The following is a 14,361-nucleotide window of genomic DNA, read 5'->3' as shown; positions in this document are numbered from 1 at the left end:
GTGCACCGGCTGTCGAACGACGACGTGGCCTGCTGGCTGGTGAAGTCGGCCGGTCGGCCCGCGGAACTGGAGCCGACGGGGTGGCAGGCGGTGCGGCGCTGCCTGCGCCCGAGCTACCGGCTCGGCCTGATGGCCGCCGGGCAGCCGTGCCTGCTGTGGGTGAGCGGAGCGCGCGACCCCGGGGTCGCGGCGGTGGGACGGCTCGCGGGGGTCCCGGGCGACGACGACCGGGTGGAGCTCGACCTCCTGCCCCTCAGGGCGCCGGTCGAGCGGTCCGCGCTGCTCGCCGACGGCCGGTTCCGCGCGGCGGAGGTGATCCGCATGGCGGCGGGGAGCAACCCCTCCTACCTGCGCAGCGACCAGCTCGCGGCGGTGCTGGAACGGCTCGCCGACGACGACCGGGACGCGTGGGGTCTCACGCCGCCGTGAGGAGCTTGGCGGCCGTCGCCGGGTCGGTGACGAGGTGGTTGAAGAAGCCGCCGCGGGCACCGGCGAGGACGCTCGGCACCTTCACCGCCCCGTAGACGACGGCGATGCGGTGCGGGACGGCCCGCAGCACGTCGAGCGGGATCGCGATGAGGCGGTCGGCGCCGTCGTAGGAGATCTCCACGCCGTGCGCGTCGTAGAAGCGGGAGGCGACGTCGCCGACGGCGTCGCGCAACGGGGTCTCCGCGGTGGGGACGAAGCTCGGGATCGAGTCGCGCTGCAGCGGAGGGGCACCCACGCCCATGACCGCGCACCGGGCGCTCTCCCAGAGCGCGGTGAACCGCTTGAACTCCGGGTCGGCGACCAGGCTGCGCCGCAGCCCGCGCCCCGGGAACGCGGGGGCGTGCAGGAACCGCGGGGTCCCGCCCACGGCGGCGGCGACGCGGCGGGTGATCTCGTTGGTCTGGTACCAGGCCTCGGCCTCGTCCTGCCCGCCGACCATCGGGGCCACGACGACACCCGGCAACGCGGGCAGTTCGCGTCGGGCGATCTCGTAGGCGGTCCGCCCCGAGGAGACCAGGAGCACGTCCCCGGCGACGAGGCCGAGTCCGGCGAGCAGCACGGCCAGGACGGGCGAGACGGCCTCCGCCACGTGCTGGGTCGTCGTCGCGGGCGACAGCCAGACCCCCTCCAGCCTGAGGGTCGTGCGCAGCCGTTCCGCGAGGTCGTCGGGGTCCTCCCGGGGGAGCGGCAGCACCTCGATGCGGACCAGCCCCCGGTCCCGCGCCTCCTGCAGCAGACGGCTCACGGTCGCGCGGGACGTGCCCAGCCGCTCCGCGATCTCGGCCTGGGTCGCGTCCTGCAGGTAGTAGAGCGTCGCGGCGGTGTGCGCCAGCGCCAGTGGGAACCGGCTGTCTCCCTTGGGCCCCTTGACCACGCGCCACCTCCTGTGTCGGCCGCCACGCTACCCAGCGGTGGGGAGGGCACTCGAGTCGGCTGTGCACATGTGTGCTGGACATCTGTGCTGACCGGTCCTAGGGTCGGGACAGGACGGACCCGTGAGGGGTCGACGGACTCTGCGAGGGAGCAGCTGATGACCGGCACTGAACCACAGACCATGCGAGCTGTCGTGGTGCACGGACCGGAGGACTACCGCCTCGAGGAGATCCCCGTCCCGGTCGCGGGACCGGGGGAGATCCTGCTGAAGGTCGAGGCCGTCGGCATCTGCGCCAGCGACCTGAAGTGCTACCACGGCGCCGCGAAGTTCTGGGGCGACGAGAACCGCCCCGCGTGGACCGAGACCGGGGTCGTCCCCGGACACGAGTTCACCGGGCGCGTCGTCGGGATCGATGCCGAGGCGACCGCCCGCTGGGGTGTGTCGGAAGGCGACCGCGTCGTCGCCGAGCAGATCGTCCCGTGCTGGAACTGCCGCTACTGCGGCACCGGCAACTACCACATGTGCCAGCCGCACGACATGTTCGGGTTCAAGCGCCGCACCCCGGGCGCCATGGCCGAGTACATGGTCCTGCCGAAGGAGGCGCTGGTCCACAAGGCACCCTCGGACCTCCCGCCGTGGCAGGTCGCCTACGCCGAACCGCTCTCCTGCGCGCTGCACGCCGTCGAGCGCGCGAACATCCGCTTCGACGACACCGTGGTCATCGCCGGCTGCGGCCCGATCGGTCTCGGCATGATCGCCGGGGCGGCCGCGAAGTTCCCGAAGCGCATCATCGCCCTCGACGCGCTGCCGCAGAAGCTGGAACTGGCGAAGAAGTGCGGGGCCGACCTCACCCTGAACATCACCGAGGTCGACGTCGTCCAGACCGTCAAGGACCTCACCGACGGCTACGGCGCCGACGTCTACATCGAGGGGACCGGTCACCCGTCGGCGGTGGCGCAGGGCCTGAACCTGCTGCGCAAGCTCGGGACCTTCGTCGAGTACTCGGTGTTCAAGGACCCGGTGTCGGTCGACTGGTCGATCATCAGCGACGACAAGGAACTGAACGTCCTGGGGGCCCACCTCGGGCAGAACACCTGGCCCGCCGCGCTCAAGCTCATCGCCTCGGGTCGGCTGCCGCTGGACGAGATCTGCTCCCACCAGCTGCCGCTGGAAGAGTTCCAGAAGGGACTCGACCTCGTGGCCGACTCGGCGAACTCCGTCAAGGTGTCCATCGTCCCGGGCTTGTCGTGACCTCGCAGAGCACGACCACCGCGCCGCCGGAGGGCCGGCTGCAGCGACTGGGCATCCCCCCGGTCCTCCGCTGGGGTTTCGTCGGGGTCCTGGTCTTCATGACCGGCAACGGCGTCGAGTCGAACTTCCTGACCCCGCACCTGGTCGACGTGCTCGGTCGACCGGAGAGCGCCGTCGCGAGCATCATCACCTACTACAGCCTCTGCGTCCTCGTCGGCAGCTACGTGTCCGGGGCCCTGTCCGACCTGTTCGGGCCGCGCCGGGTCATGGCGCTGGGTTTCGTCGTCTGGGTCGTGTTCGAGGTGCTGTTCCTGCTCGCCCTGCAGGCGGAGAGCTTCCCGTTGGCCGCGGCCGCCTACGCCGTCCGGGGGTTCGGCTTCCCCCTGTTCGCCTTCGCGTTCCTGGTCTGGGTGAACATCACCACCCGCCCGGAACGCAACGGCGCGGCGGTCGGCTGGTTCTACGTCGCGTTCACCGGCGGTCTGCCGACGCTGGGCTCGCTGTTCGCCGTCGGGGCGATCCCGCTGTTCGGTGGCGGCACCCCGGGCGAGACCGGCGCGATGGTCGCCTCCATCGGCCTCGTGGTCATCGGGTTCCTCATCGCCTGGCTCGGCGTCCGCGACCCGCGCGGGAACCAGCGGATCGCCCCGGCGGAGGAGTCGGCCGCGCAGGTCCTGACCTCGGGCGTCCGACTGGCGTTCCGGCAACCCAAGGTCGGCATGGGGTTCCTGGTGCGCCTCATCAACACCGCGCCCGAGTTCGGGATGTTCATCGTCCTGCCGGCCGTCATCGCCACCGAACGTGGCTGGGGCCAGTCCCGGTGGCTGGTCATGACCGTGTGCGTCTACGCGACGAACATCCTGGTGAACGCCATGTTCGGCGCGATCGGGGACAAGATCGGCTGGCAGCGCACCGTCCAGTGGTTCGGGATCGTGGGGTCCGCCTGCGGTCTCGTGCTCTGGTGGTACGTACCGCAACTGGTTCCCGCCGGCAGCACCTGGGGCTACGTCCTGTCCGTCCTCGCCGGCTGCGTCTTCGGGATGCTCCTCGCCGGTTTCGTCCCGATGGGCGCGATCATGCCCGCGCTCGCCCCCGACCACAAGGGTGCCGCGATGGCGATGTACACCACGGCCGCCGGCGGGGCGACGTTCCTCGGGTCCGCCGTCGTGTGGGTGGTGCTGCAGCTCGGCGGCAGCGACCAGGCCGTCGTGTGGTCCTTCGTCGGCCTCTACGCCGTGGCGTTCGTCCTGGTGCAGTTCCTCCAGGTTCCCCAGGTCCGCGCGACGCACGGGAAGCTGGAGACGGTCACCGCCTGACCGACCCCGACCGTCGAGGGAGCCCACCGCCACCCGGCGGTGGGCTTCCCGCGTTCGGTCGGTCCTGCGGGAGGACGGCGGGGAACCAGGGGCCCCGGCTCAGGGAGCCTCGTCGGCGTCGGCGGCCTCCTCCTCCGGACGGGGCGGTACGTCCTCGTCCTCCTCGAGCTCGGGGACGGGCGGGTCGGCGGGGTCGAACGTCGGCTGGCTCACGCCCCGACGCTACGACGCCCGGGACACCGGCGCAGGGTGACGTCGGGGCGGTACCGCGACGACGTCGAGGTCGCGGGCGACGTGGACCGTCGTCCCGGCTCCGACCTCCGCGATCGCGGCCCGGGCTTCGAGCCCGAGTTCCTCCGGGTCGGCGTAGCGCTGCGAGAAGTGCGCCAGTACCAGTGTGCGCACTCCGGCGCGGGCGGCGGCGAGACCGGCCTGACGTGCGGTCAGGTGTCCCCGGCTGAGGGCCAGGTCGGTGTCGCGGTCGGCGTACGTGCACTCCAGGACGGCGAGGTCGGCGTCGCGGACGACCTCCTCGACGGCCGGGCAGAGGCGGGTGTCCATCACGAAGCCGAACACCTGCCCGGGGCGTTGCACGGAGACGTCGCCGAGGCGGACCCCGCGGAGCTCACCCCGTCGTGCCAGTTCCCCGACGTCGCGACCGCTGATCCCCGCGGCGGCGAGGGCGTCGGCGTCGAAGGAGCGGCCCGCGGGTTCGGCCAACCGGTAGCCGATCGTGGGGACCCGGTGGTCCAGTGCCTGCGCGGTCAACCGGCACCCCGCGACCTCGGCCACGTCGACGGGCTCGTCCAGGGTGGGAACCCCCTCGACGGTGACCGCCACGTGCGCGTCGGCGACGACGGCGAGCGCGCGCAGGTGCTCGAACGCGTCGACCGGCCCGTGCAGGGTCACCGGACGGCCCGGTCCGTCCTGGGCCATCCGGTTCAGGACGCCGGGGATGCCCAGGCAGTGGTCGTTGTGGCGGTGGGTCACGCAGATCCGCTCGATGCGGGGTGCGGAGACCTCGGCGTGCAGCATCTGACGCTGGATGCCTTCGCCGGGGTCGAAGAGGACCGAGGTGCCGTCCCAGCGCAGCAGGTACCCGTTGTGGTTGCGGGTCCTGGTGGGTGCCTGCCCGGCGGTGCCGAGGACGACGAGTTCGCGGGGGCTCATCCGAGCATCCTGCCGAGCCGGTCGTCGCCGGGGGGACCGGGGTGCGGGCGCTGCGGAGGACCGGGTGATCGCGGGCGGGTGGTCTGCGCGCCGTCGCACCCACGGGTGTCACCACGTGGAGTCACCCGTGGGTGTGACGAACCGGGCGCCATGACAGCCGAACCGTCGCACCCGCACCTCACTCCACGGGGACCGTTCTGCAGCTACCCTCCGTGTCCCACAGATGACTCCGAGGTGGTTCCGATGGCGAGGACAGGTGATCCTGCACCTCGTTCGGCGGCTGTCCGGCAGCGGGTCGTGCTCGGCAGGCACTCCGGTCCGCAAACCTTGGCGCACCGGCGGTGACCACCCCGTCGGGCCCCACCTCGTCTGGAGATCCGACCATGCGCACCAAGACCCTCGCCTCGATCGCCGCCGTCGCCCTGGCTGCCGTCGCGGTCGCCTCCGCGAGCGCCGCCTCGGCCGCGGACGCCCCCCACGTGGACCGCGGTGCGCGTGTCCTGTCCGCGGATGCCCTGCGGAGCATCCAGACGAAGTCTTCGCAGACTGTCGGCGGCAACGTCCGCCTCTCCGGCGCCGACCGGTACGCGACCGCGGCGGAGATCTCGTCCCAGTACGGCTGGGAGCACGACGACACTACGGCCGTCTTCCTCGCCTCGGGCACGAACTTCCCCGACGCCCTCGCCCTCGGCAACACCTTCTCGGGCTGGGGTCCGGTGCTCCTCACCGAGCGGGACCGTCTCCCCGACGCGACCCGGGCCGAGCTCGCCCGCATCCGCCCCTGCCTCATCGTCGTCGCGGGCGGCGCCCCGAGCGTCTCCGACGCCGTCTTCGCCGACGCCGAGCAGTACGTCGACCACACCGGGTGCGAGATCTCCTGATCGATCTCCCGAGCGCGCCCGCGGGAACCGCCCGCACCGGGCACCCGACGCGGAGGTCGGTTCAGGCCCCGGTGGCGGGAGAGGCGAAGACGCCGTCGGGGTCGACGGTCGTGCGGACCTGTCGCAGGCGGGCGAGGTTGTCGCCCCAGCAGGCCGTCGCCCGGTCGGGGAGTCCGGCGTCGGCGTAGTTCACGTAGGCCGCGTTCCCGGTCCACCGGCTCAGCGCCGCGCGGGTCCCGGCGACCACGGCGTCGAAACCCGCGGCGTCCTGCCGTCCCGTCCAGGTGGCGGTGTGCTGGACGGTGGCGAGGGCGGTGCGCCAGGGGAACGCCGTGGCGTCGGGGGCGACGTCGGCCACCGCACCGCCGAGGGCGTCGAACGACATCCCGGCCTCGACCAGACCGGCTGGTGGTGCGTCGATGACCGCCTGCACCGCAGCGACTCCCGCCTGGACCCCGGCGTCCGGGAGTTCTCCGCCGAGCATCGAGGAGGTCGCGGCGAAGGGTTGCCGGTGGTCGCTGTCGAGGGCCTTCGTCGTGCACGCCGCCGCGTCCAGCCCGGAACACCCCGCCTCGTAGGCCATCGCCGCGGCGTAGTCGAGGCGGCGGTGGGTGTTCGCGGCGGGCGCGGGGAGGCGGCCGAGGAGACCCGCGAGGGCGGTGTCCAGGGAGGCCGACCCGGTCCACGCCCCGGAGACCTGCACCCGGTCGCCGTCGCCGGGGTTCGCGAGGAGCTTGCACGTGGACCACAGTTCCCGCGGTGCGTCCGGCAGCCACGCCTGCCAGGCGGTGAGCACGTCGGCCGCGCGTTCCCACGGCCAGCGCAGGAAGAACACCTCCACGTCGGGAGCAGGACGCAGCGCGAACTCCCACGACGTCACCGCGGCGAACCCCGTCCCGCCGCCGCGCAGTGCCCAGAACAGGTCGTCGTCCCCGTCGACGGTCCGCTGCTTCCCGTCCGCGGTGACGACCGTCGCGGAGCGCAGCTGGTCGCAGGTGAGCCCGAACGAGGGGACCAGCACGCCGACCCCGCCGCCCAGGGTGAGCCCGCTGACGCCCACCGTGGGACACGACCCCGCGCCGATCGCGAGACCCCGCGAACCCAACTGCGAGTAGACGTCGACGAGGGTGGCACCCGCCCCGACGGTCGCCCTCGTCCCGTCAGCCGACACCTCGACGGAGTTCAGTGCCGCCAGGTCCACGACGAGGCCCGCGTCGGCGGACCAGCCCCCGTAGGAGTGACCGCCGCCGCGCAGCCGCAGCGGGGTTCCGGAGTCGGCCGCGAACCGGACGCAGGTCGCGACGTCGTCGGCGGTGCGGACGGGGGCCACGGCCTGGGGGGCCGCGGTGAAGCGGGGGTTGTAGAGCAGGTTCGAGGGGTCCCAGCCGGTGGTGTCGGGGCGCAGCAGACCACCGGGCAGGCGGGCGGACAGGTCGTCCCAGCTCGGCGTGGGCGTGGGCGTGGGCGTGGGCGTCGTGGTCGGACGGGCCGGTGGAGCCGGGCGGTCGCAGGCGGCCGTGGCCAGGGTGAGCCCGACGGCCAGGACCGTCCTGCGGGTCGTGGTCGCTGTGCGAGCGGTGGGTTCACCCATCGGACCAGCCTCTCACCGGGCCGGATCACCCCGGGGAGACGGGCGGGTAGTCGGTGTAGCCGGCGGCTCCCGTCCCGTAGACGGTGTCCGGGTCGTACGCGCTCTCGGGGTGACCTCCCCCCCAGCGCGCCACCAGGTCCGGGTTCGCGATGAACGGGCGGCCGACGGCCACGACGTCCGCGGTCCCGTCGTCCAGCAGCGACTCCGCGTCCGCCCGCGTGGTCTCGGTGCCGAACCCGCTGTTGAGCATCAACGGTGCTCCGCTGCGCGCCCGCAGGTCCTGGACCAACCGACCGGCGGGTCGTCGTGGAGGACGCTGAGGTAGGCGAGGCCCAGCGGCGCGAAGGCGTCCACCAGGTGCCCGTACGTGGCCGACACGTCGTCGAGGTCGGGTTCCCGTACCCCAGGCGGTCGTGCTGCGGCGAGATCCGGACCCCGACCCGGGGACCGCCGATCTCCGCGGCCACCGCTTCGACGACCTCGCGTGCGAGCCGGGTGCGGCCGGGGACGGATCCACCCCAGCCGTCGCCGCGCCGGTTGGAGGTCGGAGCCAGGAACTGGTGCAGCAGGTACCCGTTGGCGCTGTGCACCTCGACGCCGTCCAGTCCGGCCTCGACGGCGAGCCGGGCGGCGAGGACGTGCGCGGCCACGACGTCCTGGATCCCGTCGTCGTCCAGTTCCCGCGGTACCGGTAGGGCAGCTTCCCGAGGGCGGTGTGCGCGTCGCCCTCCGCCGCGAGCGCGCTCGGGCCCACCACCGCGTCGCCCGTGATCGCGGGATGGCTGGCCCGCCCCGCGTGCATCACCTGCAGGACGATCCGGCCGCCCGAGGTGTGGACGGCCTCGGCGACGGCACTCCACCCCGCGGCCTGCTCCTGCGTGCAGAGGCCCGACTGCCCCACGCAACCCCGCGATCCCGGGCTCGGTTAGGTCGCCTCGGCCACGAGTTCCCCGGGGACACCCGTCACCCCTGACCGCAGCCGGGTCGTGGGGGCCATCACGACCCGGTTGGGCAGTTCGAGCGCACCCCACCGGATCGGGGACTACGAGCCGCCCACGTCAGACCCGGCCCGCGGGCACGAGACCGTCGAGGTACTGACCGAACGTCGTCGTGGCGCTGAGGAACTCGCCCTCCGGTACGAGGTCGCCTCCGGCCAGCTGCAGGGCCAGGGCGTCGGACACCGGCAGGGTCTCCACCTGCCGGCTCACCCCTCGTCGCGCGAGGACGCGACGGGCCATGTCGGCCACCCACAGGGCGTCGGGACCGGCGATCGGGGGCACGGTGCCCCGCGCCGGACCCGTCACGAGTTCCACCAGGCGGGTGGCCACGTCGATCGCCGCGACCGGCTGGGTCAGCATCGGTGGGACGTACACGACCGGTCCGTCGGCGACGTCGAGCAACTGGGCCGCGAACTCGTGCAGCTGGGTCGCGCGCAACAGGGTCCACGGCAGCGGGCCCGTCGTCACGAGTTCCTCCTGTCGACGCTTCCCGTGGTAATAGCCGAGGTCCACGACGTCGGCACCGACGATGGAGAGGAACGCGATGTGCCCGACGCCGGCGTCGTGGGCGGCGGACAGCAGGTTCCTCGCGCTCGCGGAGAAGAACGCCTCAGACTGTTCGCGGCCCGCGTCGGCGCGGGTGTTCGACAGGTCGAGGACGCGGTGGCAGTCGACGAGACGCCCCTCCAGACCCCTCCCGGTCGTCAGGTCCACGCCCGTGGAGGTCGTCAGCACGACGACCTCGTGGCCCCCGCGTCGCAGCAGGTCGACGGCGTGGCGTCCGATGGTGCCGGTCCCGCCGGCGACCGCGATCCTCATCGCCGACCGCCGGTCGCGTTCCCGGGTACGGTGAGCCACTCGGAGTAGGTGGTCGTGGAGGTCGTGGCGTCGGGGGCGGGAACGAGCGAGTCGTCGTCGAGGACGACACCGAAGTACGGGGCTGCGGGGTCGGTGACGACCTGCTGGTCCGATCCGGCCGCCGCCAGCCCGATCCGGACGAACTCGTCGAGGTGGAGCTTCTCCGGACCGGCGATCTCGAGGAAACCCTTCACGGGTTCACCCGCCGCGGTGCGGGCCACCGCTGCGGCGACGTCTGCGGAGGCGACGGGCTGGAACAGCGCGGGCGAGATGCGCGCGTTCCCCTGGTCGTCGGTCGAGGACGCCGCGATGCCGCGGGCGAACTCGAAGAACTGCGTCGCGCGGACGACGGAGTACGGGACGCCGGAGTTGCGGAGGAGTTCTTCCTGCGCGGCCTTCGCCCGCAGGTACCCCGAACCGGGGTGACGGTCGTTGCCGACGACGGACAGGGCGACGTGGTGGCCCACTCCGGCGGCCTCCTCGGCCGCGAGCAGGTTCCCCGTGGACGTGGTGAAGAACCGCAGCACGTCCGCGTCGGCGAAGGAGGGGGAGTTCGAGACGTCCACGACCACTGCGGCGCCGGTCAGGACGTCGGCGAGCCCCGCCCCGGTGAGGGTGTCGACCCCCGACGCGGGAGAGGCCGGGACGGCCTCGTGCCCGTGGGCGGTGAGCAGCTGGACGACCTGGGAACCGATGAGCCCGGTTCCACCGATGACGACGATCTTCACGAGGAGCACCTCCGGAGAATGACTCGGACATCCTTTGTCCGGGTTCATCAACTCAGACAAAGACGGTCCGGGTCAAGTACCCTGCGAGGGTGAAGATGTCCGACGGCGTCGAGTGGGCCGTGCACTGCTGCGTGGTCCTCACGGCCGCCTCCGGTCCGGTGCCCGCGGCGCGCCTCGCCGAGTTCCACGACGTGTCCGCCAGCTACCTGGCCAAGCACCTGCAGGCCCTCTCCCGGGCCGGGATCATCGCCTCCGTGCAGGGGAAGGACGGTGGGTACCGCCTGACGCGCCCCGCCGACGAGGTCAGCGTGCTCGACATCGTCGAGGCCGTGGACGGGGCGCGTCCGGCGTTCGTGTGCACCGAGATCCGACAGCGCGGGCCGCTGGCCTCCCCGCCCGAGGCCTGCACGCGTCCGTGCGGGGTCCTGCGCACGATGGCCGCGGCCGACGAGGCGTGGCGGGCATCGCTGCGGGCGACCTCCGTCGCGGACCTCGCCCGGGGGATGGGCGAGCAGTACGGCGTCGGCGCGATGGAACCCGCCCGGGCCTGGCTGGCGGCTCCGCGCTGACCACCGCGCACGACCGCCCCGCTCAGGGTTGAGCGGAACAAGCTCAACTCTGGCATGGTTGTACCCAACGTCAGTCACCCACCTCACGACCGGAGGTAGCCCGTGGACCTCAAGCTCACCACCCGCGCCCAGGAGGCCCTGGCCGACGCCGTCGGCCGGTCCACGTCCGCGGGTCACGCGCAGGTCGAACCCCTGCACGTCCTCGCCGCGCTGCTCGAGCAGGAGAACGGCGTCGCCGGCCACCTGCTCGCTGCCGTCGGGGCTGACCAGGCCCTGCTCACCCGCCGGGTCGAGGGCGCGCTCGCGTCGCTGCCCAGCGCGTCCGGCTCGTCCGTCAGCCAGCCGCAGCTGTCGCGCCCCGCCCTGCAGCTCATGCAGGACGCCGGCGACGAGGCCCGCGCGCTCGACGACGCCTACGTCTCCACCGAGCACCTCCTGCTCGGCGCCGCCGCGTCCACGTCCGCCGCCGGTGAGGCCCTGCGGGCCGTCGGCGCAACGCGCGACGCGCTGCTCGACTCCCTGCCCAGCGTCCGCGGTGGGGCGAAGGTCACCTCGCCCGATCCCGAGGGCACCTACAAGTCCCTCGAGAAGTACGGCATCGACCTCACGGAGCAGGCCCGCGAAGGCCGCCTCGACCCCGTCATCGGCCGTGACGCCGAGATCCGCCGCGTCGTGCAGGTGCTCTCGCGCCGCACCAAGAACAACCCCGTCCTCATCGGCGAGGCCGGCGTCGGCAAGACCGCCGTCGTCGAGGGCCTGGCCCAGCGCATCGTCGCCGGGGACGTCCCCGAGTCGTTGCGCGGCAAGCGGTTGATCTCCCTGGACCTGGCCAGCATGGTCGCCGGGGCGAAGTACCGCGGTGAGTTCGAGGAACGCCTCAAGGCTGTCCTGCAGGAGATCCAGAACTCCGGGGGACAGGTCGTCACGTTCATCGACGAACTGCACACCGTCGTCGGCGCGGGCGCCGGTGAGGGTGCCATGGACGCGGGCAACATGCTCAAGCCCATGCTCGCCCGCGGCCAGCTCCGTCTCGTCGGCGCGACCACGCTGGACGAGTACCGCGAACGCATCGAGAAGGACCCGGCGCTCGAACGACGCTTCCAGCAGGTCTTCGTCGGCGAACCCTCCGTCCCCGACACCATCGGCATCCTGCGCGGCCTGCGGGAACGCTACGAGGCCCACCACAAGGTCTCGATCTCCGACGCCGCGCTGGTCGCCGCCGCCACGCTCTCCGACCGCTACATCACCGGCCGGCAACTGCCGGACAAGGCCATCGACCTCGTCGACGAGGCCGGGTCCCGGCTGCGGATGGAGATCGACTCCTCGCCCGTCGAGATCGACGAGCTCCGCCGCTCCGTCGACCGGATGAAGATGGAGGAACTCGCGCTGTCCAAGGAGGGCGACGCGGCCAGCCGCGAACGCCTCGAGACGCTGCGCGCGAACCTCGCCGACCGCCAGGAGCAACTCACCACGCTCACCGCGCGCTGGGAGCAGGAGAAGGCCGGGCTCAACCGCGTCGGCGACCTCAAGCACCAGGTCGACGAACTCCGGTCGCAGGCCGAGCGGCTGCAGCGCGAGGGTGACCTCGGCCGCGCCAGCGAGATCCTCTACGGACGCATCCCGGCCCTCGAACGCGAGCTCGAAACCGCCCAGGCGGCCGAGGAGAACGTCTCCAGGACTGCCCCGATGGTCGCCGACGAGGTCGGACCGGACGACATCGCCGAGGTCATCGCCGGCTGGACGGGCATCCCCGCCGGCCGGCTGCTCGAGGGCGAGACCGCGAAGCTGCTGCGCATGGAGGAGTTCCTCGGCGCCCGGCTCATCGGGCAGAGCACTGCGGTGCAGGCCGTCTCCGACGCCGTCCGCCGTTCGCGCGCCGGGGTCAACGACCCCGACCGACCGACCGGCTCGTTCCTGTTCCTCGGACCCACCGGGGTCGGGAAGACGGAACTCGCCAAGGCGCTCGCCGACTTCCTCTTCGACGACGAGCGCGCCATGGTCCGCATCGACATGAGCGAGTACTCCGAGAAGCACGCCGTCGCCCGTCTCGTCGGGGCCCCTCCGGGTTACGTCGGCTACGAGGAGGGTGGGCAGCTCACCGAGGCCGTCCGCCGTCGGCCGTACTCCGTCGTCCTGCTCGACGAGGTCGAGAAGGCCCACCCGGAGGTGTTCGACATCCTGTTGCAGGTCCTCGACGACGGGCGCCTCACCGACGGTCAGGGCCGCACGGTCGACTTCCGCAACGTGATCCTGGTGCTGACCTCGAACCTGGGGTCGCAGTACCTGGTGGATCCGGAACTCTCGAAGGCGACCAAGCACGACGCCGTCATGACCGCGGTGCGGCAGAACTTCAAGCCGGAGTTCCTCAACCGCCTGGACGACGTCGTGGTCTTCGACCCGTTGTCGACGCAGGAACTGTCGCGGATCGTCGAGATCCAGGTGCAGAAGATGGCCGACCGCCTGGCCGACCGTCGCCTCACCCTCGAGGTGTCCGACGCCGCGAAGGACTGGTTGGCCATCACCGGCTACGACCCCGCCTACGGCGCGCGGCCGTTGCGCCGCCTGGTGCAGCGCGAGATCGGCGACAAGCTCGCCCGGGCGATCCTGTCCGGCGAGGTCCGCGACGGCGACACCGTCGAGGTCGACGTCGCCGGCCGCAGCTTCGACCTGGACGACCCGGGGGCCGGCGACGCGCCGGGCCTCGTCGTCCGGCGGGCGGACACCGCGCTGACCGTCTGAGCCCTGCTGCAGTCGTCCCCCACGCCGGTCAGGCAGCGCGGGGGACGACCTGGCGATGCCTACGCGCTCACGTGAGCGCGGGCGAACTCGAGAACGACGTTCAGGAGAGGTCCTCGACGAGTATCGTTCGAGCGAGAACCGTGCTGCGCACGGTGGGATCACCTTCATCTGCCACGTCTTGGACTGTCGCAACGACGCGAGCGTGCGTCAGCGGCAACTGACGCTGCCAAGTGTCGGCTATGGAGGATTCTGCACGGCGGTACGGTCCATCGGCCCGCCTCGTCTGGCTGGAAGCGAACTGTGCGAAGACACCGTCCTCGAGAACTTCGAACCGTTCGATGCTTCGCACGTGTCGTCGGACCCTTCGGCCGCGCATGGCCAGCTCGGCCTTCACCAATCTCGCCAGGGAGGAAGGGTCCGAAGGGTAGGAGTGACCGATCGTCAACTCCTCCTCAGCGACACCCCAGCCTGGCTTGTTGTCGAGACTACCTACCAGCACGAGTTCTCGACCGCCGTAGAGGAGCCCCGTGTCTCGTCGGGGAAGGATGGCTCGGGCCCAGAACAAGCGAACTCTCCCCCCTCGTGCGTGCTCGCCTCGATCACCGAAGTACAGGAACGGCATGGTCCCTACTTCAAGGTTCTCGATGCGGCAGTCGAGTATCCCGCGCCGCGTCGTGACGTCCCACCGGTCACGGACGATGGGACGGCGCTTCTTCGCTACCGCCAGGGCTCGGTCAACCCTGTCGACGCTGCTGGGGCGGCGATCCTCTTGCTTCTCCCGATTCACGCTGAGGCCTCTGAGTGCGAGCGCGACACCTTTTTTGATCGCGACGCTTCCAACGGGGCTGTCGTCGATCTCAGTGAGTGCTCGTTCGGAGAAGTAGAACACAGGCATCC

General features: G+C 72.0%; 12 protein-coding genes and 1 pseudogene. 6 read left to right on the top strand and 7 right to left on the bottom strand.

Annotated features, from left to right (window positions below; all coding sequences use genetic code 11):
- Complete coding sequence (locus AC0I8G_RS04010) at positions 1-429, top strand: hypothetical protein (RefSeq protein WP_380262871.1); 429 nt, start codon at positions 1-3, stop codon at positions 427-429.
- Here AC0I8G_RS04010 and AC0I8G_RS04005 read toward each other — a convergent pair.
- A complete protein-coding gene (locus AC0I8G_RS04005) occupies positions 416-1,363 on the bottom strand; it encodes a sugar-binding transcriptional regulator (RefSeq protein ID WP_471728773.1) in 948 nt (315 codons plus the stop codon). The genes AC0I8G_RS04010 and AC0I8G_RS04005 overlap by 14 nt on opposite strands.
- Positions 1,364-1,519: 156 nt before the next feature.
- On the opposite strand from AC0I8G_RS04005, the gene AC0I8G_RS04000 reads away from it, so the two are divergent.
- Both AC0I8G_RS04000 and AC0I8G_RS03995 read left to right on the top strand, forming a co-directional pair.
- Complete coding sequence (locus AC0I8G_RS04000; RefSeq protein ID WP_471728772.1) at positions 1,520-2,614, top strand: zinc-binding dehydrogenase; 1,095 nt, start codon at positions 1,520-1,522, stop codon at positions 2,612-2,614.
- Complete coding sequence (locus AC0I8G_RS03995; RefSeq protein ID WP_471728771.1) at positions 2,611-3,930, top strand: MFS transporter; 1,320 nt, start codon at positions 2,611-2,613, stop codon at positions 3,928-3,930. Before AC0I8G_RS04000 ends, AC0I8G_RS03995 begins: the two co-directional genes overlap by 4 nt.
- Before the next feature lie 222 nt (positions 3,931-4,152).
- Here the strand turns inward: AC0I8G_RS03995 and AC0I8G_RS03990 are convergent, their stop codons facing one another.
- Positions 4,153-5,100 (bottom strand): ribonuclease Z, encoded by a 948-nt coding sequence (locus AC0I8G_RS03990; RefSeq protein WP_471728770.1) that lies wholly within the window; start codon positions 5,098-5,100, stop codon positions 4,153-4,155.
- A gap of 383 nt (positions 5,101-5,483) precedes the next feature.
- Here AC0I8G_RS03990 and AC0I8G_RS03985 point away from each other — a divergent pair, with 383 nt between their 5' ends.
- Positions 5,484-5,981, top strand: a complete 498-nt coding sequence (locus AC0I8G_RS03985; RefSeq protein WP_471728769.1) for a cell wall-binding repeat-containing protein — start codon at positions 5,484-5,486, stop codon at positions 5,979-5,981.
- Positions 5,982-6,042: 61 nt separating this feature from the next.
- On the opposite strand, the gene AC0I8G_RS03980 is transcribed toward AC0I8G_RS03985, so the two are convergent.
- From AC0I8G_RS03980 to AC0I8G_RS03965, 4 genes and pseudogenes are all read right to left on the bottom strand, one after another.
- Positions 6,043-7,572 carry an FAD-binding oxidoreductase gene (locus AC0I8G_RS03980; RefSeq protein ID WP_471728768.1) on the bottom strand — a complete coding sequence of 510 codons (1,530 nt, stop codon included), beginning with the start codon at positions 7,570-7,572 and terminating at the stop codon, positions 6,043-6,045.
- A 25-nt stretch (positions 7,573-7,597) separates the two neighbouring features.
- A pseudogene (locus AC0I8G_RS03975) lies at positions 7,598-8,569 on the bottom strand (oxidoreductase).
- A 61-nt stretch (positions 8,570-8,630) separates the two neighbouring features.
- Positions 8,631-9,389 carry an SDR family oxidoreductase gene (locus AC0I8G_RS03970; protein ID WP_471728767.1) on the bottom strand — a complete coding sequence of 253 codons (759 nt, stop codon included), beginning with the start codon at positions 9,387-9,389 and terminating at the stop codon, positions 8,631-8,633.
- Positions 9,386-10,156 carry an SDR family oxidoreductase gene (locus tag AC0I8G_RS03965; RefSeq protein WP_471728766.1) on the bottom strand — a complete coding sequence of 257 codons (771 nt, stop codon included), beginning with the start codon at positions 10,154-10,156 and terminating at the stop codon, positions 9,386-9,388. Before AC0I8G_RS03965 ends, AC0I8G_RS03970 begins: the two co-directional genes overlap by 4 nt.
- A gap of 89 nt (positions 10,157-10,245) precedes the next feature.
- On the opposite strand from AC0I8G_RS03965, the gene AC0I8G_RS03960 reads away from it, so the two are divergent.
- Together AC0I8G_RS03960 and clpB are read left to right on the top strand one after the other, a co-directional pair.
- Positions 10,246-10,725, top strand: a complete 480-nt coding sequence (locus AC0I8G_RS03960) for an RrF2 family transcriptional regulator (RefSeq protein ID WP_471728765.1) — start codon at positions 10,246-10,248, stop codon at positions 10,723-10,725.
- A 102-nt stretch (positions 10,726-10,827) separates the two neighbouring features.
- Positions 10,828-13,464, top strand: a complete 2,637-nt coding sequence (clpB, locus tag AC0I8G_RS03955; RefSeq protein WP_471728764.1) for an ATP-dependent chaperone ClpB — start codon at positions 10,828-10,830, stop codon at positions 13,462-13,464.
- A 100-nt stretch (positions 13,465-13,564) separates the two neighbouring features.
- On the opposite strand, the gene AC0I8G_RS03950 is transcribed toward clpB, so the two are convergent.
- The gene (locus AC0I8G_RS03950) at positions 13,565-14,359 is read right to left on the bottom strand and encodes a hypothetical protein (protein ID WP_471728763.1); all 795 of its coding nucleotides are present in this window, start codon (positions 14,357-14,359) and stop codon (positions 13,565-13,567) included.
- Positions 14,360-14,361 lie beyond the last annotated feature (2 nt).

It is taken from the genome of Kineococcus sp. AC630 (assembly GCF_979255925.1).
This window is presented reverse-complemented; position numbering and strand designations above follow the sequence as displayed.

Bases quoted from the DNA above. Each gene is read 5' to 3' on its own strand.
- AC0I8G_RS03985 (WP_471728769.1), top strand. From the start codon at position 5,484: ATGCGCACCAAGACCCTCGCCTCGATCGCCGCCGTCGCCCTGGCTGCC.
- AC0I8G_RS03980 (WP_471728768.1), bottom strand. From the start codon at position 7,572: ATGGGTGAACCCACCGCTCGCACAGCGACCACGACCCGCAGGACGGTC.
- AC0I8G_RS04000 (WP_471728772.1), top strand. From the start codon at position 1,520: ATGACCGGCACTGAACCACAGACCATGCGAGCTGTCGTGGTGCACGGA.
- AC0I8G_RS03970 (WP_471728767.1), bottom strand. From the start codon at position 9,389: ATGAGGATCGCGGTCGCCGGCGGGACCGGCACCATCGGACGCCACGCC.
- AC0I8G_RS03990 (WP_471728770.1), bottom strand. From the start codon at position 5,100: ATGAGCCCCCGCGAACTCGTCGTCCTCGGCACCGCCGGGCAGGCACCC.
- AC0I8G_RS03950 (WP_471728763.1), bottom strand. From the start codon at position 14,359: ATGCCTGTGTTCTACTTCTCCGAACGAGCACTCACTGAGATCGACGAC.